This window comes from Microbacterium marinilacus, from assembly GCF_019753765.1.
Lineage (GTDB): Bacteria > Actinomycetota > Actinomycetes > Actinomycetales > Microbacteriaceae > Microbacterium > Microbacterium marinilacus.
The window spans coordinates 234238-254279 of the sequence record NZ_JAIJZW010000001.1 but is presented as its reverse complement, the minus strand read 5'-3'; the positions used below and the strand labels follow the sequence as shown (position 1 = coordinate 254279).

The window sequence follows — 20042 nt, the reverse complement described above, 5'->3', positions numbered from 1 at the left end:
CCATGCCTGGCAGAATCGACGACGTGGACGAGACCTCGGAGACGGCGCCGCCGCCGCCGCGCCGCGGCGCACGGGGCTGGCGCGGCGTCCTGCTGCTGACGGCCGGGACCCTCGTCAGCGCGGGTGCCGTGGCGGCCGGCTCGGTCGCGATCGCGCAGACGACGCAGCCGGCGCCCGAGCCCGCCGTCATCGAGCAGACGCCGCTGATCGGCGAGGTCACCGACGCCACGCCCACCCCGAACCCCACCCCGGCCGACACGGCCACGCCCAGCGACACGCCCTCGCCCCAGCCGAGCACCGAGACTCCGGCCCCGAGCTCCGAGCCGCAGCCGGCCGTTCCGCCGGCGCCCGTGCCCGTCGACCCGCCGCCGCCCGTGGAGGTCGACGATGACGACTGGGACGACGACGACGACTGGGACGACGACGACGGGGACGATGACGACGACGATTGAGCAGGCGGCCTCCCCGCCGCTCGCGCGCTTGTCCTAATATCGAACACGTGCCGACGACGCCCGCCACAGGCTCCCAGACCCTCAGCCGAGGGATCCGCCTGCTCGAGATCCTCGCCGCCGCCGAACGGGGGATGTCGATCGACGAGCTGGCCGCGGCGCTCGGCGTGCACCGCTCGGTCGCCTACCGCCTCCTGCGCACGCTCGAGGAGCACGGTCTGATCTCACGCGGCGCGGGCGGTGTCGTCGCCCTCGGCGCCGGCCTCGCGGCGCTGGCGTCGAGCGTCTCCCGCGACCTGCAGCAAGCAGCGTGGCCGGAGCTGACCGAGGCCGCGGACGAGCTGGGCATGACGTGCCTGCTGGTGATGCTCGAGCAGGACGAGGGCATCACCGTCGTGAGCGCTCCCCCGCGTCGCACCGTGGCGGTGTCGTACCAGCCGGGGCACCGGCACCCGATCACGCGCGGCGCGCCCGGGAAGGCGATGCTGATGGAGCTTCCGGAGGCGGCGTGGCCGGAAGAGGCTTCCCGCGCCCTCCGCGCGGAGATCGCCGACAGCCGTGCCCGCGGCTACGCGACAAGCCACGACGAGGTCGTCCCGTCGCTGTGGTCGGTCGCCGTGCCGCTGGCCGTCCCCGGTCAGCCGTTGACCTCCGTCGCCGCCATCCACGTCTCCCTGCCGCGCACCGAGGCGGAGATCGCCGAGCGCCTCCACGCGGCGGCGTCCGGCATCGCCCGCGCGCTCGGCGCCTGATCGCGGCCCGCACCGCCCGCGGCGGGCGGACCCGGCGGTCAGGCCGTGGCGGGCTGCGGACGGAGCACGCCGGCGAAGAACGCGGCCAGCTCGTCCGTCGCGGTCAACGGCAGCACCGCGGACACGTACTGGTCGGGCCGCACCACCACGATCGCCCCGTCGCGGCTGACGCCCCGCGCCTCGAAGACGTCGTCCCGCGGGTCGGCCGCGTAGACCTTCTCGTAGTCCACGACCTGGAACGGCCCGGTCCTCGGCAGGAACGCCGCCGGCACGCGGTCCATCTCGATCCGCGTGTGGTCCTCCTGATAGACGACCTTCAGGTCGAACCATGCGTCGGCGTCGGCTCCCTCCGGCGTGTGAGCGACGACGGGCGAGCCGGGATCGGACGCGATCCAGTCCGCGAGCCGCGAGAGCCGCGAGCCCGACGACGCGCCGTCGGCGTCGGCGAAGGCGTAGATGCGCCAGCGTCCGTCGGCGCGATGGTGGTGGCCCAGGTGCTTCGGGTTGGCGTCGCAGACGCGCACGACGGGGTGCGACGTGAAGCGCCTGCCCACCGGGAAGCCGGTCGCGAGCCCCTGGTGCTCGTCGCCGGCGACCAGCATGGACGGACGGTAGCGCGTCATGAACCCCGCCGGGAACTCGATGGTCCTCAGGTAGAAGTCCTCCAGCTGCGACGGGTCGTCCATGTCCTCTGGCCGCCGCGCCATCAGCGCCGACCACTCCCTGTCGAACTCGATCAGGTCGACGGCGATCTCGTGACGCTCGGCCGAGTACGTGTCGAGCAGAGTCTCGGGGGCGCGTCCGTCGAGCACGTGCGCGAGCTTCCACGCGATGTTCCAGCCGTCCTGCATCGACACGTTCATGCCCTGGCCCGCCTTGGCGGAGTGGGTGTGGCACGCGTCGCCCGCGATGAACACGCGTGGGCTGCGCGACCCGACGTCGTCCGGGGCCACGTCGTCGAACCTGTCGGTCACGCGGTGCGCCACCTCGTAGACGCTCCGCCAGGCGACGTGCCGCACCGTCAGCGTGTAGGGGTGCAGGATCCGGTTCGCCCGTGCCTCCACCTGCTCCTGCGTCGTGAGCCGCACGCGCCCGGCGTCGTCCGGCGAGACCTCCCCGAGGTCCACGTACATCCGGAACAGGTGGTTGCCCTCGCGGGGGATCAGCAGGATGCTGCCGCCGTCGTGCGACTGGATGGCGCACTTGGTGCGGATGTCCGGGAAGTCCGTCTCGGCGAGCACGTCCATCACGCCCCACGCGTGGAAGGCCTGGTCGCCCTCGAGACGACGTCCGATGGCCTCGCGCACCCGGCTGCGCGCCCCGTCCGCGCCGATCACGTACTTCGCGCGGATCACCCGCTCGTCGCCCTCCGCGGCGCCGCCGGCGGGACCGGCGCCGGACGCGCGACGCAGCGTGACGACGACCGGGAACTCTCCGGAGCCCTCCACGCGCAGCGTCCTGAACTCCCAGCCCCAGTCGGGCGCGAGACGTCCGGGAGCGTGACGCGCGTACTCCGCGAAGTAGTCGAGCACGCGAGCCTGGTTGACGATGAGGTGCGGGAACTCGCTGATGCCGTGCGGATCGTCGGGCGTGCGGGCAGCGCGGACGATGTCGCGCGGGTTCTCGGGATCCGGCTTCCAGAAGCACATCTCGGTGATCCGGTACGCCTCCTCGACGATCCGGTTCGCGAACCCGAACGCCTGGAAGGTCTCCACGCTGCGGGCCTGGATCCCGTCGGCCTGCCCGACCTCGAGGCGTCCGGGGCGGCGATCGACGAGGCGCACGGCGATGCCCGGGAACTGGGCCAGCTGCGCCGCGGCGATCATGCCCGCGGGCCCGGCTCCCACGATCAGCACGTCCGTCTCGGCGGGAAGGTCCCCCATCCCGCCGTCCGCCTCGTGGCGGAGTCCGACGCCGGCGGCGGGCTGCACGCGCGGATCACCCGACACGTAACCGTGGTGGTGGAACTGCACGGCGGCTCCCTCGATCTCCATCGATCCCGGCGCGCTTCGTCGCGCGATCCGAGTGATCGATATGCGAACGTTTAGTTCTTTTATCGATCACATGCGAGTGTAGGGACGCGGCTCGGACCGCGCAAGCGACTATGATCATGCCGTCCGGCCACGACGCGACGACGCGGCGACCGCCACCCGGCACCCGCAGCGGCTGCCGCCGGCCGGTGCTCGAAAAAGGAGCACGAAGCGACGCCCAGACGGCAGCGAGACACATACGGAGCACCGAGCCCAGGTGCCGCAGGAGCGGCACCTTCCGGCTCATCCACCCGTCTCGAAAGGCATGCCCATGCCCACCGTCTCCGCGCACGTCGCCGCCGCCCTCTCCCGTCATGTCGATCAGGTGTTCGGCCTGATGGGGAACGGGAACGCCTACTTCCTCGACGCGCTGCTGCGCGACACCGGCGCCGTCTACACCGCCGTGCGCCACGAGGCCGGAGCCGTGGTCGCCGCCGACGCGCACTTCCGCGTGTCCGGCAGGATCGCCGCCGCCACGACCACGTACGGCGCGGGCTTCACCAACGCGCTCACGGCCCTGGCCGAGTCGGCGCAGGCCCGCGTGCCGCTCGTGCTCGTGGTCGGCGACCAGCCCACGCCCGGCCCGAGGCCGTGGGACGTCGACCAGATCGCGCTCGCCTCGGCGGTGGGCGTGCGCACCTACACGGTGGGACGGCCCGACGCCGCCGCGACCACGGTCATCGCGATCGAGCACGCGCTCGCGAACCGCACCCCGGTGGTCCTCGCCCTCCCCTATGACACCCCGGCCCTCGAGGCCGGCGCGGTGCCGGAGCTGCGGGAGCCGCGGCTCCCGCAGCCGGTGCGGCCCTCGACCGACGCGCGGGCCGCCGTCGACCGGGCGGCCGACGCCCTCGCGGCGGCGGCGCGACCCGTGCTGATCGCCGGACGCGGCGCCTGGCTCGCCGGCGCGGGCGACGCGCTCGGCAGGCTCGCCGACGCCGCCGGCGCCGTCACGGCCACGACCGCGCTCGGGCGCGGCGTGTTCCCCGACGAGGCGCACGATCTCGGCGTGACGGGCGGGTTCGGCGCGCCCGGCGCGATGGACCTCGTCCGGAGCGCCGACGTGGTGGTGGCGATCGGCGCGAGCCTCAGCCCGTTCACGATGCGCTTCGGCGAGCTGCTCGATCCCACGGCGCGCCTCATCCAGGTCGACGTCGCCGCGACCGCCACCCATCCCCGCGTCGGCGAGTACATCCGCGGCGACGCCCGGCTCGTCGCGGACATGCTCGCCGACGCGGTGGCCGCTCGACGCCCCTCACTGGGAGGCTGGCGGGACGAGCACGACCTCGCCGCCCTGCGACGCCAGGACGCGGGCGCCGAGCTCGCCCCCGACGGCAGGCTCGACCCGCGCGCCGCGGCCGCGCTCATCGGACGGCTGCTTCCGCAGGACCGCGTCGTCGTGAGCGACGGCGGCCATTTCATCGGCTGGGCGAACATGTTCTGGGACGTCGCGTCACCCGGGCGCATGGTGATGGTCGGCACCGCCTTCCAGTCCATCGGGCTCGGCTGGCCGAGCGTCGCCGGGGCGGCCCAGGCGGCCCCCGACGCGACGATCGTGCTGACGACCGGCGACGGCGGCGGGCTGATGGCGCTGGCCGACCTCGAGACCGCGATCCGCGCGGCGGGCGGGCGGGGCCTGGCGGTGGTCTGGAACGACGCCGCCTACGGCGCGGAGGTCAACCTGTACGGGCTCAAGGGGCTGCACGAGGCACCCATGCGGATCCCCCAGGTCGACTTCGCGGCGCTCGGACGCGCGGCGGGCGCCGAGGGCGTGGTCGTCGAGCGGCTGTCCGACCTCGACCGGCTGGCGACGTGGGCCGCCGAGCCTCCGGCCGATCGCCCCTTCCTGGTGCTCGACCTGCGGGTGTCCGGCACGGTGCTCGCGCCGTACCAGCACGAGGTCATCCGCGTGAACGCCTGACGGCCGAGGGCGGGGCCCGGAGAGACCCCGCCCTCGGCGCTCAGCCTCTCTGCCAGACGCCGATGCCCCGCTCCTGCTCGGCCTCGTTGGCGGGGCTCAGGTCGATGCCACGACGGTCGCGCAGCAGCAGCGTCGCGACGAGCGAGAGCAGCGTGACGCCCAGCAGGTAGTACATGACGTTCGTGGAGTCGCCGGTCGCCGTCTGGATCCACTGGGCGATGGTCGGCGCGAAGGCGCCTCCGAGGATCGAGCCGATCGCGTAGGCGATCGAGACGCCCGAGTACCGCACGGAGGCGGGGAACAGCTCGGCGTACCACGACGACTGCGCGCCGTAGGTGAGCCCCAGACCGAGGCCGAGCAGTACGAGGCCCAGCGCGAGCAGCCCGATGCTGCCCGAGTTCACCAGCGGGAACAGCGTCAGCACGAACACCGCCTGCACGATCCATCCGAGCACGAACGTGCTGCGACGGCCGATCCGGTCGGAGAGGACGCCCGCGGCGAACGTGGCGACGAGCCAGCTGACGGACGACGCCGCCACCGCACACAGCACGGGCCCGCGTTCGAAGCCGAGCGGGCCGTCGGGGTTGGTGGCGTACCCCTGGATGTAGCCGCCGGTGGTCATGTAGCCGACGGCGTTGTTGCCGACGAACACCAGGGCCGCCAGCAGCACCAGCGGCGTGAAGCGGGCGAAGAGCCTCGCGACCGGTGCCGACACCTGTTCCTTGCGTGCGGCGATCTCCTCGAACACCGGGCTCTCCTCGACCCGGCGGCGCACCCAGTAGCCGACGAGGATCAGGACGATGCTGAGGAAGAACGGCACGCGCCAGCCCCACTCGATGAACGCGTCGCCCGGTGCGATCAGCGCCATGATCGCGTTGACGCCGCTCGCGAGCAGCAGGCCGATCGGGACGCCGATCTGCGGGAACGCCCCGAACAGTCCGCGCCGCTGCTTCGGGGCGTGCTCGACCGCCATCAGCACGGCGCCGCCCCACTCGCCGCCCGCCGAGATCCCCTGCAGGACACGCAGCAGGATCAGCAGGATCGGCGCGGCGACGCCGATCTGGGCGTATGTCGGCAGGAAGCCGACCAGGGTCGTGGCGGCGCCCATCAGGATCAGGGTCAGCACCAGCATGGGACGCCGTCCCACCCTGTCGCCGAAGTGACCGGCGAGGAACGCCCCGAGGGGACGGAACAGGAAGCTGATCCCGACGGTGACGAACGAGATGATCTGCGCGAGCCCCGGGAAGTCGTCGTTCAGGGGGCCGAAGAAGAGCCCCGCGAAGACGAGGCCGGCGGCCTGGGCGTAGATGAAGAAGTCGTACCACTCGACGGTCGTGCCGACGACGGTCGCGACGGCGACGCGGCGACGATCGGTCGTCCGGGTGATGGTGCCGGTGGGCGTGAGACCGCCCTCGGCGTCGCTGGCAGACATCTGACCTCCTTTGGTCGAGACGGCCCGGCGCATCGTCGCGCCGGAGCGAGTGTCGGAGTTCTAATAACGAACACCCTGTTCTCATACGGAATCCTGCGGAATCCGGATCAGACGCTACACCACTCCCGTCCCCCGCGCCCACGGCAAGACGGCGACCGTCCGGGCAGGCTCGCGCCCATCGGGGCAGGCTCGCGCCCGTCGGCGGCGCCCGCCGCTCACGACCTGGGATCAGGCGTCGAAGCCCTCGCCGATCAGCTCGATGAGCTCCTCGCGCTCCTCGACCGGCAGGAAGGCGCCGGCGGCCGCGTTGAGCTGGAACGCCTCGAGGTCGTCGAGGCCGTAGTCGAAGGCCGCGACGAGCTGCGCGAGCTCTCGGGTGAGGGACGTCCGGCTCATCAGCCGGTTGTCCGTGTTGACCGTCACCGCGAACCCCAGCTGGTACAGCAGATCGAAGGGGTGGTCCTCGAGCTGCGTGCCCCACGCCGCGATCGCGCCCGAGTGCAGGTTGGACGTGGGCGCCAGCTCGAGGGGGATCTCCCGGTCGCGCACCCAGCGCGCGAGGTCGCCGAAGCGCACGCGCACCTCCTCGCCCTTGCGGGTGACCACCTCGAGGTCCTCCGCGATCCGCACGCCGTGTCCGAGCCGAAGGGCGCGTCCGTCGAGCAGCGCCGAGCGGATCGAGTCGAGGCCTGCGGCCTCACCGGCGTGGATCGTCGTCGGCAGGAACGCGCGGCCGACGATGTCGATGGCCTCGCGATGGCCGGACGGCGGGAAGCCGTCCTCGGGCCCGGCGAGGTCGAAGCCGACCACGCCGTCCTCGCGGAAGTCGACGGCGAGGCGCGCGATCTCCGCGGAGCGGTCCCCCTGACGCAGCGCGGTGAGCAGCTGCGACACGCGGATGCCGCGCCCGGCGTCGTCCGCGGCGTCCTCGCCCTGCTCGATCCCCTCCTGCACGGCCTCGACCGCCTCCTCGAGCGACAGCCCGGCGGTCACGTGCAGCTCGGGCGCCCAGCGCACCTCGCCGTAGATCACGCCGTCCTCGGCGAGGTCCTCGACGAACTCGCGCGCCACGCGCGTGAGTCCCTCGCGGGTCTGCATGACCGCGTTCGTGACCGAGAACGTCTCGAGGTACTTCACGAGCGAGCCGGAGTCGCTCTGCCGGGCGAACCAGGACGCGAGACGCGCGGGATCGGTCTCGGGCAGCTCGACGCCCGCGGCGTCCGCCAGCTCGACCACCGTGTCGGGGCGCAGGCCGCCGTCGAGGTGGTCGTGCAGGGACACCTTGGGCAGGCTGCGGATCGACACGCCCTGCACGCGGGCGTCTCCGAACGGATCGATCATGGGAGCTCCTGAGCTGCGGGATGGGTGGGCGGGCGGCCGGGCGGCGCCCCGCTGGATCATGATGTCGCGACCGACGGCTATCGTGCCAGGGGCTCGTCGCCCCGGACGTACTCGCGCACGAGCGCCGAGCGCTCGGGCGCGGCGTCGCCGATCCCCCATGCGCCCTCCAGCGTGTCGAGGGCACGACCGAAGCGGCTGTCGTCCGGTCCGCCGATCGTGAACAGCGGCTGGCCCGCCACGACCCTGTCCCCCGGCTTCACGTGCAGGTCGATGCCCGCCTCGTGCAGCACGGCGTCATCGGCACGGGCACGTCCGGCTCCGAGACGCCAGGCAGCGACGCCGAACTCGAAGGCCGCCATACGGGTCACGAAGCCGTCGGACGGCGCGGTCACCGTGTGGGTCTCGGCGGGCTCGGGCAGCCGGGCGTCGGGGTCGCCGCCCTGCGCCGTGATCATGCGGCGCCAGGCGTCCATGGCGCGGCCGTCGCGCAGCGCCTCCGCCACGTCGGCGTCCGGCTGTCCGGCGAGCGCGAGCATCTCGCGCGCGAGCGCGACCGTCAGCTCCACGACGTCGGCGGGGCCCCCGCCGGCGAGCACCTCCACCGACTCGCGCACCTCGTTCGCGTTGCCGATCGTCAGACCGAGCGGCGTGTCCATGTCGGTCAGCAGAGCGATGGTGCGCACGCCCGAGTCGGTGCCGAGCTCGACCATCGTGCGCGCCAGCTCGCTGGCCCGCTCGAAGTCCTTCATGAACGCGCCCGAGCCGAACTTCACGTCCAGCACCAGCGCGTCGGTGCCCTCGGCGATCTTCTTCGACATGATGCTCGACGCGATCAGCGGGATGGCCTCCACCGTGCCCGTCACGTCGCGCAGCGCGTACAGGCGCTTGTCGGCCGGGGCGAGCCCGGAGCCCGCCGCGCAGATCACGGCGCCGACGTCGCGCAGCTGCGCGGTCAGCTCGTCGTTCGACAGCGCCGCCCGCCAGCCGGGGATCGACTCGAGCTTGTCGAGCGTGCCCCCGGTGTGACCGAGCCCGCGTCCGGACAGCTGTGGCACCGCGACGCCGAACGCCGCGACGAGCGGGGCGAGCGGCAGCGTGATCTTGTCGCCGACGCCGCCCGTCGAGTGCTTGTCCACCGTCGGCTTGCCGAGCCCCGCGAAACGCATCCGCTCCCCCGAGGCGATCATCGCGTCGGTCATCACGCGGATCTCGTCCCGCTCCATGCCGTTGAGCAGCACCGCCATCGCGAACGCCGACATCTGGGCATCGGCGACGTAGCCGCGGGTGAAGGCGTCGACCATCCAGCGCAGCGCGTCCTCGGGCACCCGGCCGCCGTCGCGCTTGGCGCGGATGACGTCGACGGCGTCGAACGGCTCGGGTGCGGTGGGCATGTCGGTCATCGTCCTGCCTCCTCGAGGTTGCGGGGCCCGAACGCGTCGGGCAGCACCTCGTCGATCGTGCGGATGCCCGAGACGGTCTCGAGCAGCATGCCGGGAAGGGCGTGCTCGAACAGCAGCTGCCTGCACCGGCCGCACGGCATCAGCGTGGCGCCCTTGCCGTCGACGCACACGAACGCCACGAGCCGGCCGCCTCCCGAACGGTGCAGCTCCGACACGAGACCGCACTCGGCGCACAGCGTCACGCCGAAGGCGGCGTTCTCGACGTTGCAGCCCGAGACGATCCGCCCGTCGGACACGAGCGCCGCGGCGCCCACGCGGTAGCGGGAGTACGGGGCGTAGGCGTGCTCCATCGCCTCCGTCGCCACCGCGCGCAGCGAATCCCAGTCGATGTCGCCGGCGCGCGCGCCGCCGGCCCCCTCCGGGGCGTTCCGGTCGTCGGTCATCTCATCCCTTGACATACGGCTGTCCCGCGGCCGCCGGGCCCCGGGAGCGGCCCACGACCCCCGCGACGACGAAGATCGTCACGAGGTACGGCAGCATCAGCATGAACTCGCTCGGGACGGGCGAGCCGATCACCTTGAGGGTGTTCTGCAGGTTCGAGGCGAACCCGAACAGCAGCGCCGCGAGGGTGGCCTTGACCGGATGCCACTGGCCGAAGATGACCGCCGCGAGGGCGATGTATCCGGCGCCGTTGGTCATCTCCTGACCGAACGGGGTGGCGCTCCCCACCGTGAACACCGTCCCGCCGGCGCCGGCGATCGCGCCGGCGATCAGCACCGTCGTCATCCGCGTGCGGCCTACCCGGATGCCGACCGTGTCGGCGGCCTTGGGGTGCTCGCCGACAGCACGTACCCGCAGCCCCCAGCGCGTGTGGAACATCGCGAAGGTGACCGCCGCGACCACCGCGTACATCACGTACACGAGGACCGTCTGCTGGAACAGGACCGGCCCGATCACGGGGATGTCCGACAGCAGCGGGATCGGGATGCGCTCGAAGCGCGGCGGCGTGTTGAGCGTCGCCGCGTTCGGCTGCAGGATCTGCGAGTACAGGAAGCTCGTCACCCCCACCACGAGCACGTTGAGCACCACGCCGACGATCACCTGGTCGACCACGTAGACGATCGCGAACACGCCGAGCAGCAGGCCGACGAGCGCCCCGGCGACCATCGCCGCGACCAGGCCGAGCAGCGGCTGCCCCGTGAGCGACGCGACCATCGCGGAGGTGAACGCGCCGCTGAGCAGCTGCGCCTCGATCGCGATGTTGACCACGCCGACGCGCTCGCCGAGCACCCCGCCGAGGGCGCCGAAGATCAGCGGCACGGCCACGCCCAGCGCGCCCGCGAGCAGCCCGGTGATCGGCACCGCCTGCCCGGCGGCGGCCCAGGACAGGAAGCCGAAGACGAAGATCACGACGTAGGCGACAACCGCCCACAGCGGCGTCCGGCCGCCGCCGCGGACGAAGAACGCCGCCGCGGCCGTGAGCGCCGCGAGCAGCGCGACGGCGATCCACATCGCCGGCATCGCCGGCGTGACGAGGTCGGGCAGCGCGAACGCGTCGCCGCCGGACGCGAAGCGGAAGGTGGCGTCGCCCTCGCGCGGGGCGGCGAGAGCGAGCAGCGCCAGCAGCACGGCGAACAGCGCGAGCGCGATCGGCGTCTTCCAGCTGCGCTGCGTCGAGGTCGCGACGGGCAGGGCCGCGGGTGCGAGGCTCATCGGGCCGTCTCCTTCTCGGCGGCGAGCACCTCGAGGCGCTGCTGCCGGCGGTGCGCGCGCTCCTGGCGGCGGCGGGTGCGCTCGGGCGAGGGCAGCCCGAAGATCGCGCGCACCAGCGGCGGCGCGGCGATGAACAGCACGATCAGGGCCTGCACGACGGTCACGATCTCGAGCGGGATCTGCTCGGCGGTCTTCATCGTGAAGCTGCCGGCCTTCAGCGCGCCGAACAGCAGGCCGGCGGCGAACGTGCCCCAGGGGGTCGAGCGTCCGAGCAGCGCCACCGTGATCGCGTCGAATCCGATGCCGGCGTCGACGGCGGACGTGAAGCCGGACGTGGTGGTGCCCAGCACCTCGATCACGCCGGCGAGGCCGACGAGCCCGCCGGCGAGCAGCATGCCCACGATGTACATCCGCTTCACGTCGATGCCCGCCACGCGCGCGGCGCTCGGGTTCTCCCCCACCGCGCGGAAGCGGAAGCCGAGGCTCGAGCGGTTCAGCAGCCACCACACGAGCACGGTCGCCGCGATGACGAGGACGAAGCCGAGGTGCAGCTTGAACTGCGGTCCGAGCAGCGCGGGCAGCACCGCGGTCTCCTGCATCGCCGGCGTCTTCGGGTTGATCGACCCGGGCGCCTGCAGCAGCCCCGGCGTCCGCAGCATCCACGACACCAGGTAGTACGCGATGTAGTTGAGCATGATCGTGACGATCACCTCGTGTGCGCCGGTGCGGGCCTTGAGCAGGCCCGCGATGCCGCCCCAGAGAGCGCCGGCTGCCACGCCCGCGACGAGCGCGACGAGCAGGTGCAGGCCCCAGGGCAGCTCGACGGCGAAGCCGACCCAGCCCGCCGCGGACGCCGCGACCAGCATCTGGCCGCGTCCGCCGATGTTGAACATGCCGATGCGGAACGCGAGCGCCACGCCGAGGCCCGCGGCGATGAGCGGCGTCGCGAACGTGAGCGTGTCGGTGATCGGACGGATGGCGCGGGCGAAGGTCTCGGCCTCGTAGTTGTAGATCGAGCCGCGGAACAGCGCCGCGTAGCCGCCGAAGACCGCCTCCGCGGCGGCGACGATGGTGTCCCCCGGCCGCGCGAAGAAGTAGCCGGCGGCGCGCTGCACGTCCGCGTCGGTCACGGCGATCATCACGCCGCCGATCGCGAACGCGAGCAGCACCGCGAGCACGACGATCGCGGCGCTCCCCTGGGTGATCTGCCGGGCCGCCAGATGCCACCGCGAGGGGGGCTGCGTCTCGTCCGCGGTCATGCCGCGTGCTCCTCTCCGCCGGCGTGCTCGCCCGCCATCATCAGGCCGAGCACCTCGCGCGGCGTGTCGCCCGCGACGATGCCGACCACGCGGCCGCGATACATCACCAGGATCCTGTCGGCCAGCGCGCTGACCTCGTCGAGCTCGGTGGAGACGACCACCACCGGGACGCCCTCGTCCCGGGTCTCGACGATGCGCTTGTGGATGAACTCGATCGACCCGACGTCCACGCCGCGCGTGGGCTGGGAGGCCACGAGCAGCCGCAGCGGCCTGCTGAGCTCGCGGGCGATGACGACCTTCTGCTGGTTGCCGCCGGAGAGCTGGCCGGCCTGCGCGTCGATCGACGCGGGCCGCACGTCGTACTGCGCCACCTTCTCGGCGGCGAAGTCGCGAAGCGCGGCGCGCTGCACGGTGCCGCGCCGCACGAACGGCGCGCCCGACGACCTGTCGAGCATGAGGTTCTCCGCCACGGTCATCCCCGCGACGAGGCCGTCCTCGGTGCGGTCCTCCGGCACGAACCCGACTCCCGCGTCGAGGATCCGGCGCGGGGTCGCCCCGGCGAGCTCGGCGCCGTCGAGCCGGATGCGGCCGGCGACCCTCTCCTGCAGCCCGAGCAGCGCCTCCGTGAGCTCGGTCTGGCCGTTGCCCTGGACACCGGCGATCGCCAGGATCTCGCCGCTGCGGACGGTGAAGCTGACGTCGTCGACCACCGGCTGCCCCGAGGCGTCGCGCACGGTGAGCCCCTCGACGACGAGCGCGTCCTGGGTGCCGGTCGAGGGCGCCTTCGCCACCGTCAGCTCGACCGCGCGGCCGACCATGAGCGATGCCAGCTCCGCGTTCGACGCGGTCGGCGAGGCCTCTCCGACGACCTTGCCGAGGCGGATCACCGTGATCCGGTCGGCGACCTCGCGCACCTCGCGCAGCTTGTGCGTGATGAAGACGATCGAGGTTCCCGCGGCCTTGAGCTGGCGCATGATGCCCATCAGCTCGTCGGTCTCCTGCGGGGTGAGCACGGCCGTCGGCTCGTCGAAGACGAGCACCTTCGCGTCGCGCGACAGCGCCTTGATGATCTCGACGCGCTGCTGCACACCCACCGGCAGCTCCTCGACGACGGCGTCGGGATCGACGTCGAAGCCGAAGCGCGCCGAGATGTCGCGCACCATCGCGCGCGCGGCGTCGAGGTCGAGGCGACCGCCGGCACGCGTGGGCTCGTGGCCCAGCATCACGTTCTCGGCGACGGTGAAGACCGGCACGAGCATGAAGTGCTGGTGCACCATGCCGATGCCCGCGCGCATGGCCTCGCCCGGGCCGTCGAACAGCTGGGGCTGGTCGTCCAGGAGGATGGTGCCCTCCTCGGCGCGGTAGAGGCCGTAGAGGACGTTCATCAGCGTCGACTTCCCGGCGCCGTTCTCGCCCAGAAGACAGTGGATCTCGCCGGGTTCGACGACCAGGTCGATGTGGTCGTTCGCGACGAGGCTTCCGAAGCGCTTCGTGATGCCGCGGAGCTCGAGCTTCATGGGGCCGATCCTAACGAGACGGGACAGAGAAACGGGTGGGAGGACCGGCGACCGGCCCTCCCACCCAGTGCGCGGGGAAGTGCGCGGGGATCAGCCCGCGAGGTACGAGTCGACGGTGATCGAGCCGTCGATGATCCCGGCGGTGATCTCCTCGAGCTCCGCCTTGACGTCGTCGGAGACGCGGTCCTCGTAGTCGTGGAACGACGCGAGCGAGACGCCGCCGTTCTCGAGCGTGCCGACGTACGGGGCGGCGTCGAAGTCACCGGCGGCGGCCGCGAGCACGGTCTCCTCCACGCTGACGTCCATGCCCTTGCGGATCGACGTCAGCAGCAGGTCGGCGACGCTCGGGTCGCTCTCGTACACGTCGGCGTCCGTGCCGACGAGGGCGATGTCGCGGCCGGAGTCGCGGATCGCGGACGCGGCGCTCTGGTAGATCGGTCCGCCGACGGGCAGGATCACGTCGACGCCCTGGTCGATGATGCCCTGCGCGGCGTTGACCGCCGCGGGCTCGGCCTTGAAGTTGCCGGTGAAGACGCCGTCCTCGCCGTCCCAGCCGATGACCTGGACGTCCTCGCCCTTCTGCTCGTTCCAGTACTCGACGCCCTGGCGGAAGCCGTCCATGAACACCGTCACGGTCGGGTACGCCGCACCGCCGAAGGTGCCGACCTTGTCGGACTCGCTGATCGAGGCCGCCGCGTAGCCGGCGAGGAACGCCGACTGGGCGGTGTCGTAGAGCAGCCCCTTGACGTTCGGCTGGTCGGTGTCGCCGTCGCCGTCGAGGTCCACCGGGTCGTCGATCGAGACGAAGTGGATCTCGGGGTTCGCGGCCGCCGCGTCGTTCGTCGCCTGCGCGAGCGCGAAGCCGACGGTGAGGATCAGGTCGCAGCCCTGGTCCACCAGGCCCGAGACGTTGCCCTCGTACTCCGACTCGTCCTCGGACTGGACGGTGAGCGGCTCGACGCCGAGCTCCTCGCCGGCGGCCATCAGGCCGTTGTAGCTGATCTCGTTGAAGGACTTGTCGTCGAAGCCGCCGAAGTCCGAGACCATGCAGGGGAGGAAGTCGCTGGCCTCCTCGCCGCCGCCGGCGGTGTCCTCCTCCGGGGCGGCGCCGCAGCCGGCGAGAAGGATCGCCGAGGAGACGATCGCGAGACCGGCGAGGCCGGCCTTCCGGGTGGTCCTGATCACACTGTCCTCCATGAACAACGAGACCCGCAGACTGAGCGGGACGTCAGAGGCCCCGACCGGGTGCGGGGCGAATATGCACACGGTACAGAACGCCGACCGTGCATTCCGCGCAGATCGTCCCCCTGAAACGCGATAGTTACAAACCCGTCTCGGGCCGCGCGGTCAGAGCACGCTGTCGCTGCCGCGCGCGTGCAGCGCGCCGACCACGCTCTTGACGCGCTGGGCGTGCTCGCTGTTGGTGACCAGGAGCGCGTCGGCGGTGTCGACCACGATGAGCCCCTCGACGCCGACGACGGCGATCACGCGGTCGGTCTGCGAGACCACGAGCCCCGTCGACTCGTCGACGAGCACGCGGTCGTTCTGCCCGAGGATCGACATCTCGTCCGACCGGCCGCCCGAGATCAGCTTCGCGAGGCTCGCGAAGTCGCCCACGTCGTCCCAGTCGAAGTGACCCGGCACGACCGCCAGGCGCCCCTTCTGCGCGGCCGGCTCGGCGACGGCGTAGTCGATGGCGATCTTCTTCAGGTCGGGCCACACGCGGTCGCAGACCTCCTGCCGGCGATCCGTGTCCCACGCCTCGGCGATCTCGAGGAGCCCCGCGTGCAGCTCGGGCTCGTTCGCCGCGAGCTCCGCGAGCAGCACGTCGGCCCGCGAGATGAACATGCCCGCGTTCCAGAGGAAGCTGCGGTCGGCGTAGTAGCGGCGGGCGGTCTCCAGATCGGGCTTCTCGACGAAGCGCTCCACGATCGCGGCCATGGGCGCGCCCTCGACGTCGATCTCGTCGCCCAGCTGGATGTACCCGAAGCCGACGGACGGCTCGGTCGGCGCGATGCCGATCGTGGAGATGTAGCCGGCGCGCGCTGCCGCCACCGCCTGCTGCACCGCGAAGTCGAACGCCCGCGGGCGCGAGATGTGATGGTCCGCCGCGAACGAGCCGATGATCACGCCGGGCTCGCGCCGCTGCAGGATCGCGGCCGCCAGCCCGATCGCCGCCGCCGACTCGCGCTGCGACGACTCGATGAAGACGTTGGCCGGGTCGATGTCCGGCAGCTCCTCCTCGACGCGCTGCTCGTGGGCCTTCCCCGTGACGACCGCGATGCGGCCGGGCCCGGTCAGCGGCAGCAGGCGGTCCCAGGTGTTGCGCAGCAGGGACACTCCCGACCCGGTCAGGTCGTGGAGGAACTTCGGCGCCTCCGCTCGGGAGAGGGGCCACAGGCGGGAGCCGACGCCGCCCGCGGGGATCACCGCGTAGAAGTCCTCGATCGGGGCAGACATGCGACCCAGGCTACCCGGCGCGCCGCAGCCTCCTCGGGGCGCTCCGCGCGACCACCGGTTTTCTCTCGACGTCGAGAGAGTTAGGCCCGCCTTCGTCGCGCCGTTCGCCGTGAGCGAAGTAGAGTTGTGGGGCCTACGGCCGACCCGCGAGCCACCTGGGCGACAGACCTCGCAAAGATCAGGGAGGAACGACGTGTCCGCTTCCACGCGTGCGACATTGTCGGTGACGGAGACCACCTCGAGGGTCCCACGGGGAACGCTCTACCGCGGCCGTGAGGGCATGTGGTCGTGGGTCCTGCACCGCATCACCGGCGTCGCCATCTTCTTCTTCCTGCTCGTGCACGTGCTCGACACGTCGCTGATCCGGGTCTCCCCCGAGGCGTACGACGCGGTCATCGGCGCCTACAAGCACCCGATCATGGGCCTCGGCGAGATCGCCCTCGTCGGCGCCATCGCCTTCCACGCGATCAACGGGCTCCGGATCATCCTGGTCGACTTCTGGTCGAAGGGCGCCCGCTACCAGCGCCAGCTGTTCTGGGGCGTCCTCGGCGTGTGGGTCGTCATCATGGCGGGCTTCGTGCCGCGTCAGCTCATCAACACGTTCTCGAACCTCGGAGGGGGACACTGATGACCGCCGACGCCCTCGCCGCGCCCCGCGCGCCGCACCGCGCCCCCCGCAACCGGGGCATCAACCTCGAGAAGTGGGGCTGGCTGTACATGCGCGCCTCCGGCGTCGTGCTGGTCGTGCTGATCTTCGGCCACCTCTTCGTGAACCTCGTCGCCCCCGAGGGCGGCGTGCACGCGCTGAACTTCGCGTTCGTCGCCGGCAAGTTCGCCACGCCGTTCTGGCAGTGGTGGGACGTGCTCATGCTCTGGCTCGCGTTCATCCACGGCGCCAACGGCATGCGGACGCTCGTCAACGACTACGTGCAGAACGCCACCGTGCGCACCGTGCTCGTCGCAGCGCTGTGGATCGCCGCGGCCGTCATGATCGTGCTCGGCACGCTCGTGGTGTTCACGTTCGACCCCTGCCTCGGCGTCACGTCCGACAGCACGCTGTGGGAGATGTGCCAGGCCGCCGCCTGAGCGCGAAGATCGAGAACGAGGATATGACCACCGACACCCGTGAGTCCGTCGTGCGCGACGGCGTCCACTACCACCAGTTCGACATCGTGATCGTCGGCGCCGGCGGCGCCGGCATGCGCGCGGCCATCGAGGCCGGCCCCGGCGCGAAGACCGCCGTGATCACGAAGCTGTACCCCACCCGCTCGCACACGGGCGCGGCGCAGGGCGGCATGGCCGCGGCGCTCGCGAACGTCGAGGAGGACTCGTGGGAGTGGCACACGTTCGACACGGTCAAGGGCGGTGACTACCTCGTCGACCAGGACGCCGCCGAGATCCTCGCCAAGGAGGCGATCGACGCGGTCATCGACCTCGAGAACATGGGCCTGCCGTTCAACCGCACGCCCGACGGCAAGATCGACCAGCGCCGATTCGGCGGACACACCGCCGAGCACGGCAAGACGCCCGTGCGCCGCGCGTGCTACGCCGCCGACCGCACGGGCCACATGATCCTGCAGACGCTGTTCCAGAACTGCGTCAAGCTCGGCATCAACTTCTTCAACGAGTTCTACGCGCTCGACCTCATCACGGTGAAGGACGCCGACGGCAAGACGCAGATCGCGGGCGTCGTGGCGTACGAGCTCGCCACCGGCGAGCTGCACGTCTTCCACGCCAAGTCGGTCGTCTTCGCCACCGGCGGCTTCGGGAAGATCTTCAAGACCACGTCCAACGCCCACACCCTCACGGGCGACGGCGTCGGCATCGTGTGGCGCAAGGGCCTCCCGCTCGAGGACGTCGAGTTCTTCCAGTTCCACCCGACCGGCCTCGCCGGGCTCGGCATCCTGCTCACCGAGGGCGCGCGAGGCGAAGGGGCGATCCTGCGCAACGCGTCGGGAGAGCGCTTCATGGAGCGCTACGCCCCCACCATCAAGGACCTCGCGCCCCGCGACATCGTCGCCCGCTGCATGGTGCAGGAGGTGCGCGAGGGCCGCGGCGCGGGCCCCCACAAGGACTACGTGCTGCTCGACTGCACCCACCTCGGCGCGGAGGTGCTCGAGACGAAGCTGCCCGACATCACCGAGTTCGCACGCACCTACCTGGGCGTCGACCCGGTGGTCGAGCCGGTGCCGGTCATGCCGACGGCGCACTACGCGATGGGCGGCATCCCCACCAACAACGACGGCGAGGTGCTCGCCGACAACGACACCGTGGTCCCCGGTCTGTACGCCGCCGGCGAGTGCGCGTGCGTGTCCGTGCACGGCGCCAACCGCCTCGGCACCAACTCGCTGCTCGACATCAACGTCTTCGGCAAGCGCGCCGGACGCAACGCGGTCGAGTACGTGAAGACCGCCGACTTCGTGCCCCTCCCGGAGGACCCGGCGGCCGGCGTCCGCGAGCTGATCGAGGGCATCCGCGGTGCCAAGGGCACCGAGCGCATCGCCGACATCCGCAAGAAGCTGCAGGAGGAGATGGACGCGAACGCCCAGGTCTTCCGCACCGACGAGACGCTCACCGACGTGCTCGGCACGATCGCCGAGCTGCGCGAGCGGTACAAGAACATCTACGTGGACGACAAGGGCCGGCGGTACAACACCGACCTGCTCGAGGCCGTCGAGCTGGGCTTCCTGCTCGACATCGCGGAGATCGTCGCCTACGCGGCCCGCAACCGCAAGGAGAGCCGCGGCGGCCACATGCGCGAGGACTACCAGCAGCGCGACGACGACAACTACATGCAGCACACGATGGCCTACCTCACGGGCGACCCGCACTCGGCCGACCCCGAGGACCACATCAAGCTGGACTGGAAGCCCGTCGTGTTCACCAAGAACGAGCAGGGTGAGTTCAACTACCCGCCGATGGAGAGGAAGTACTGATGGCCACCGCCGTCGTCGCTCCCGTTGAGGAGACCCCCGCGCCCGCAGAGTCGGCGGACTCGGGTGTGCAGTCGTACCTCGTGACGTTCATCGTGCGCCGCTTCGACCCCGAGGTCGACAGCGAGCCGCGCTGGGTGGACTACGACGTCGAGATGTACTCGACGGACCGCGTGCTCGACGCCCTGCACCGCATCAAGTGGGACCAGGACGGCTCGCTGGCCTTCCGCCGCTCGTGCGCGCACGGCATCTGCGGATCGGACGCGATGCGCATCAACGGCCGCAACCGCCTCGCCTGCAAGACGCTGATCAAGGACCTCGACATCTCGAAGCCGATCTACGTCGAGGCGATCAAGGGCCTTCCGCTCGAGAAGGACCTGATCGTCGACATGGACCCGTTCTTCGAGGCGTACCGCGAGGTGCAGCCGTTCCTGCAGGCCTCCTCGCAGCCCGAGAAGGGCAAGGAGCGCCACCAGACGATCGCCGACCGCGCGATCTTCGACGACACCACCAAGTGCATCCTGTGCGCGGCGTGCACCTCGTCGTGCCCCGTGTTCTGGACCGACGGCCAGTACTTCGGCCCGGCCGCGATCGTGAACGCGCACCGGTTCATCTTCGACTCGCGCGACGACGCGGGCGACGTGCGCCTCGACATCCTCAACGACAAGGAGGGCGTGTGGCGCTGCCGCACGACCTTCAACTGCACCGAGGCGTGCCCCCGCGGCATCGAGGTCACGAAGGCCATCGCCGAGGTCAAGCAGGCGGTGCTGCGCGGCCGCTGATCCGCGACATGCGAGAAGGGCCTCGGGGTTCTCCCGGGGCCCTTCTCGCATGC

17 protein-coding genes are annotated in these 20042 nt (G+C 71.6%); 7 read left to right on the top strand and 10 right to left on the bottom strand.

Annotated elements, in window-relative coordinates; genetic code table 11:
- The first annotated feature begins 2 nt into the window (after nucleotides 1-2).
- Together K5S26_RS01195 and K5S26_RS01190 are read left to right on the top strand one after the other, a co-directional pair.
- Nucleotides 3-452, top strand: coding sequence for a hypothetical protein (locus K5S26_RS01195; protein WP_221855225.1), 450 nt, complete (start codon nucleotides 3-5; stop codon nucleotides 450-452).
- 47 nt (nucleotides 453-499) lie between these two features.
- Nucleotides 500-1201 (top strand): IclR family transcriptional regulator, encoded by a 702-nt coding sequence (locus K5S26_RS01190; protein ID WP_221855223.1) that lies wholly within the window; start codon nucleotides 500-502, stop codon nucleotides 1199-1201.
- 38 nt (nucleotides 1202-1239) lie between these two features.
- Here the strand turns inward: K5S26_RS01190 and K5S26_RS01185 are convergent, their stop codons facing one another.
- Entirely contained in the window at nucleotides 1240-3174 is a 1935-nt protein-coding gene (locus K5S26_RS01185; protein WP_221855979.1) for an FAD-binding monooxygenase, read from the bottom strand.
- Nucleotides 3175-3502: 328 nt separating this feature from the next.
- Between K5S26_RS01185 and K5S26_RS01180 the strand changes: the two genes are divergently transcribed.
- Nucleotides 3503-5152, top strand: coding sequence for a thiamine pyrophosphate-binding protein (locus K5S26_RS01180; protein ID WP_221855221.1), 1650 nt, complete (start codon nucleotides 3503-3505; stop codon nucleotides 5150-5152).
- A gap of 40 nt (nucleotides 5153-5192) precedes the next feature.
- On the opposite strand, the gene K5S26_RS01175 is transcribed toward K5S26_RS01180, so the two are convergent.
- The 9 genes from K5S26_RS01175 to K5S26_RS01135 all read right to left on the bottom strand — a co-directional run bounded on the left by K5S26_RS01175 (nucleotide 5193) and on the right by K5S26_RS01135 (nucleotide 16274).
- On the bottom strand, nucleotides 5193-6584 hold the full coding sequence (locus K5S26_RS01175) for an MFS transporter (RefSeq protein ID WP_221855219.1): 1392 nt from the start codon (nucleotides 6582-6584) through the stop codon (nucleotides 5193-5195).
- 228 nt (nucleotides 6585-6812) lie between these two features.
- On the bottom strand, nucleotides 6813-7925 hold the full coding sequence (locus K5S26_RS01170) for an adenosine deaminase (protein WP_221855218.1): 1113 nt from the start codon (nucleotides 7923-7925) through the stop codon (nucleotides 6813-6815).
- A 77-nt stretch (nucleotides 7926-8002) separates the two neighbouring features.
- Nucleotides 8003-9325 carry a thymidine phosphorylase gene (locus tag K5S26_RS01165; RefSeq protein WP_221855216.1) on the bottom strand — a complete coding sequence of 441 codons (1323 nt, stop codon included), beginning with the start codon at nucleotides 9323-9325 and terminating at the stop codon, nucleotides 8003-8005.
- Complete coding sequence (locus K5S26_RS01160; RefSeq protein ID WP_221855214.1) at nucleotides 9322-9768, bottom strand: cytidine deaminase; 447 nt, start codon at nucleotides 9766-9768, stop codon at nucleotides 9322-9324. Before K5S26_RS01160 ends, K5S26_RS01165 begins: the two co-directional genes overlap by 4 nt.
- Nucleotide 9769: 1 nt before the next feature.
- Complete coding sequence (locus K5S26_RS01155; protein ID WP_221855212.1) at nucleotides 9770-11038, bottom strand: ABC transporter permease; 1269 nt, start codon at nucleotides 11036-11038, stop codon at nucleotides 9770-9772.
- The gene (locus K5S26_RS01150; protein ID WP_221855211.1) at nucleotides 11035-12297 is read right to left on the bottom strand and encodes an ABC transporter permease; all 1263 of its coding nucleotides are present in this window, start codon (nucleotides 12295-12297) and stop codon (nucleotides 11035-11037) included. The genes K5S26_RS01155 and K5S26_RS01150 overlap by 4 nt, the downstream gene beginning before the upstream one ends.
- A complete protein-coding gene (locus K5S26_RS01145; protein ID WP_221855209.1) occupies nucleotides 12294-13814 on the bottom strand; it encodes an ABC transporter ATP-binding protein in 1521 nt (506 codons plus the stop codon). Before K5S26_RS01145 ends, K5S26_RS01150 begins: the two co-directional genes overlap by 4 nt.
- Before the next feature lie 90 nt (nucleotides 13815-13904).
- The gene (locus K5S26_RS01140) at nucleotides 13905-14999 is read right to left on the bottom strand and encodes a BMP family lipoprotein (protein WP_308122712.1); all 1095 of its coding nucleotides are present in this window, start codon (nucleotides 14997-14999) and stop codon (nucleotides 13905-13907) included.
- Between the two features lie 162 nt (nucleotides 15000-15161).
- Nucleotides 15162-16274 carry a mannose-1-phosphate guanylyltransferase gene (locus K5S26_RS01135; protein ID WP_221855206.1) on the bottom strand — a complete coding sequence of 371 codons (1113 nt, stop codon included), beginning with the start codon at nucleotides 16272-16274 and terminating at the stop codon, nucleotides 15162-15164.
- A 193-nt stretch (nucleotides 16275-16467) separates the two neighbouring features.
- Here K5S26_RS01135 and sdhC point away from each other — a divergent pair, with 193 nt between their 5' ends.
- From sdhC to K5S26_RS01115, 4 genes are read left to right on the top strand one after another with little or no spacing between them, the layout of a single operon-like run.
- Entirely contained in the window at nucleotides 16468-16902 is a 435-nt protein-coding gene (gene sdhC, locus K5S26_RS01130) for a succinate dehydrogenase, cytochrome b556 subunit (RefSeq protein WP_221855204.1), read from the top strand.
- Nucleotides 16902-17360 (top strand): succinate dehydrogenase hydrophobic membrane anchor subunit, encoded by a 459-nt coding sequence (locus K5S26_RS01125; RefSeq protein WP_221855202.1) that lies wholly within the window; start codon nucleotides 16902-16904, stop codon nucleotides 17358-17360. The genes sdhC and K5S26_RS01125 overlap by 1 nt, the downstream gene beginning before the upstream one ends.
- A 23-nt stretch (nucleotides 17361-17383) precedes the next feature.
- On the top strand, nucleotides 17384-19210 hold the full coding sequence (gene sdhA, locus K5S26_RS01120) for a succinate dehydrogenase flavoprotein subunit (protein WP_221855200.1): 1827 nt from the start codon (nucleotides 17384-17386) through the stop codon (nucleotides 19208-19210).
- Nucleotides 19210-19989: a succinate dehydrogenase iron-sulfur subunit gene (locus tag K5S26_RS01115; RefSeq protein WP_221855198.1), complete on the top strand. Its 780-nt coding sequence runs from the start codon at nucleotides 19210-19212 to the stop codon at nucleotides 19987-19989. Before sdhA ends, K5S26_RS01115 begins: the two co-directional genes overlap by 1 nt.
- Nucleotides 19990-20042: the final 53 nt, after the last annotated feature.

What these genes read in the sequence shown, in the direction of transcription:
- K5S26_RS01195 (WP_221855225.1), top strand. Translation starts at nt 3, where the DNA reads ATGCCTGGCAGAATCGACGACGTGGACGAGACCTCGGAGACGGCGCCG.
- K5S26_RS01180 (WP_221855221.1), top strand. Translation starts at nt 3,503, where the DNA reads ATGCCCACCGTCTCCGCGCACGTCGCCGCCGCCCTCTCCCGTCATGTC.
- K5S26_RS01175 (WP_221855219.1), bottom strand. Translation starts at nt 6,584, where the DNA reads ATGTCTGCCAGCGACGCCGAGGGCGGTCTCACGCCCACCGGCACCATC.
- K5S26_RS01170 (WP_221855218.1), bottom strand. Translation starts at nt 7,925, where the DNA reads ATGATCGATCCGTTCGGAGACGCCCGCGTGCAGGGCGTGTCGATCCGC.
- K5S26_RS01165 (WP_221855216.1), bottom strand. Translation starts at nt 9,325, where the DNA reads ATGACCGACATGCCCACCGCACCCGAGCCGTTCGACGCCGTCGACGTC.
- K5S26_RS01160 (WP_221855214.1), bottom strand. Translation starts at nt 9,768, where the DNA reads ATGACCGACGACCGGAACGCCCCGGAGGGGGCCGGCGGCGCGCGCGCC.
- K5S26_RS01155 (WP_221855212.1), bottom strand. Translation starts at nt 11,038, where the DNA reads ATGAGCCTCGCACCCGCGGCCCTGCCCGTCGCGACCTCGACGCAGCGC.
- K5S26_RS01150 (WP_221855211.1), bottom strand. Translation starts at nt 12,297, where the DNA reads ATGACCGCGGACGAGACGCAGCCCCCCTCGCGGTGGCATCTGGCGGCC.
- K5S26_RS01145 (WP_221855209.1), bottom strand. Translation starts at nt 13,814, where the DNA reads ATGAAGCTCGAGCTCCGCGGCATCACGAAGCGCTTCGGAAGCCTCGTC.
- K5S26_RS01135 (WP_221855206.1), bottom strand. Translation starts at nt 16,274, where the DNA reads ATGTCTGCCCCGATCGAGGACTTCTACGCGGTGATCCCCGCGGGCGGC.
- K5S26_RS01125 (WP_221855202.1), top strand. Translation starts at nt 16,902, where the DNA reads ATGACCGCCGACGCCCTCGCCGCGCCCCGCGCGCCGCACCGCGCCCCC.
- sdhA (WP_221855200.1), top strand. Translation starts at nt 17,384, where the DNA reads ATGACCACCGACACCCGTGAGTCCGTCGTGCGCGACGGCGTCCACTAC.
- K5S26_RS01115 (WP_221855198.1), top strand. Translation starts at nt 19,210, where the DNA reads ATGGCCACCGCCGTCGTCGCTCCCGTTGAGGAGACCCCCGCGCCCGCA.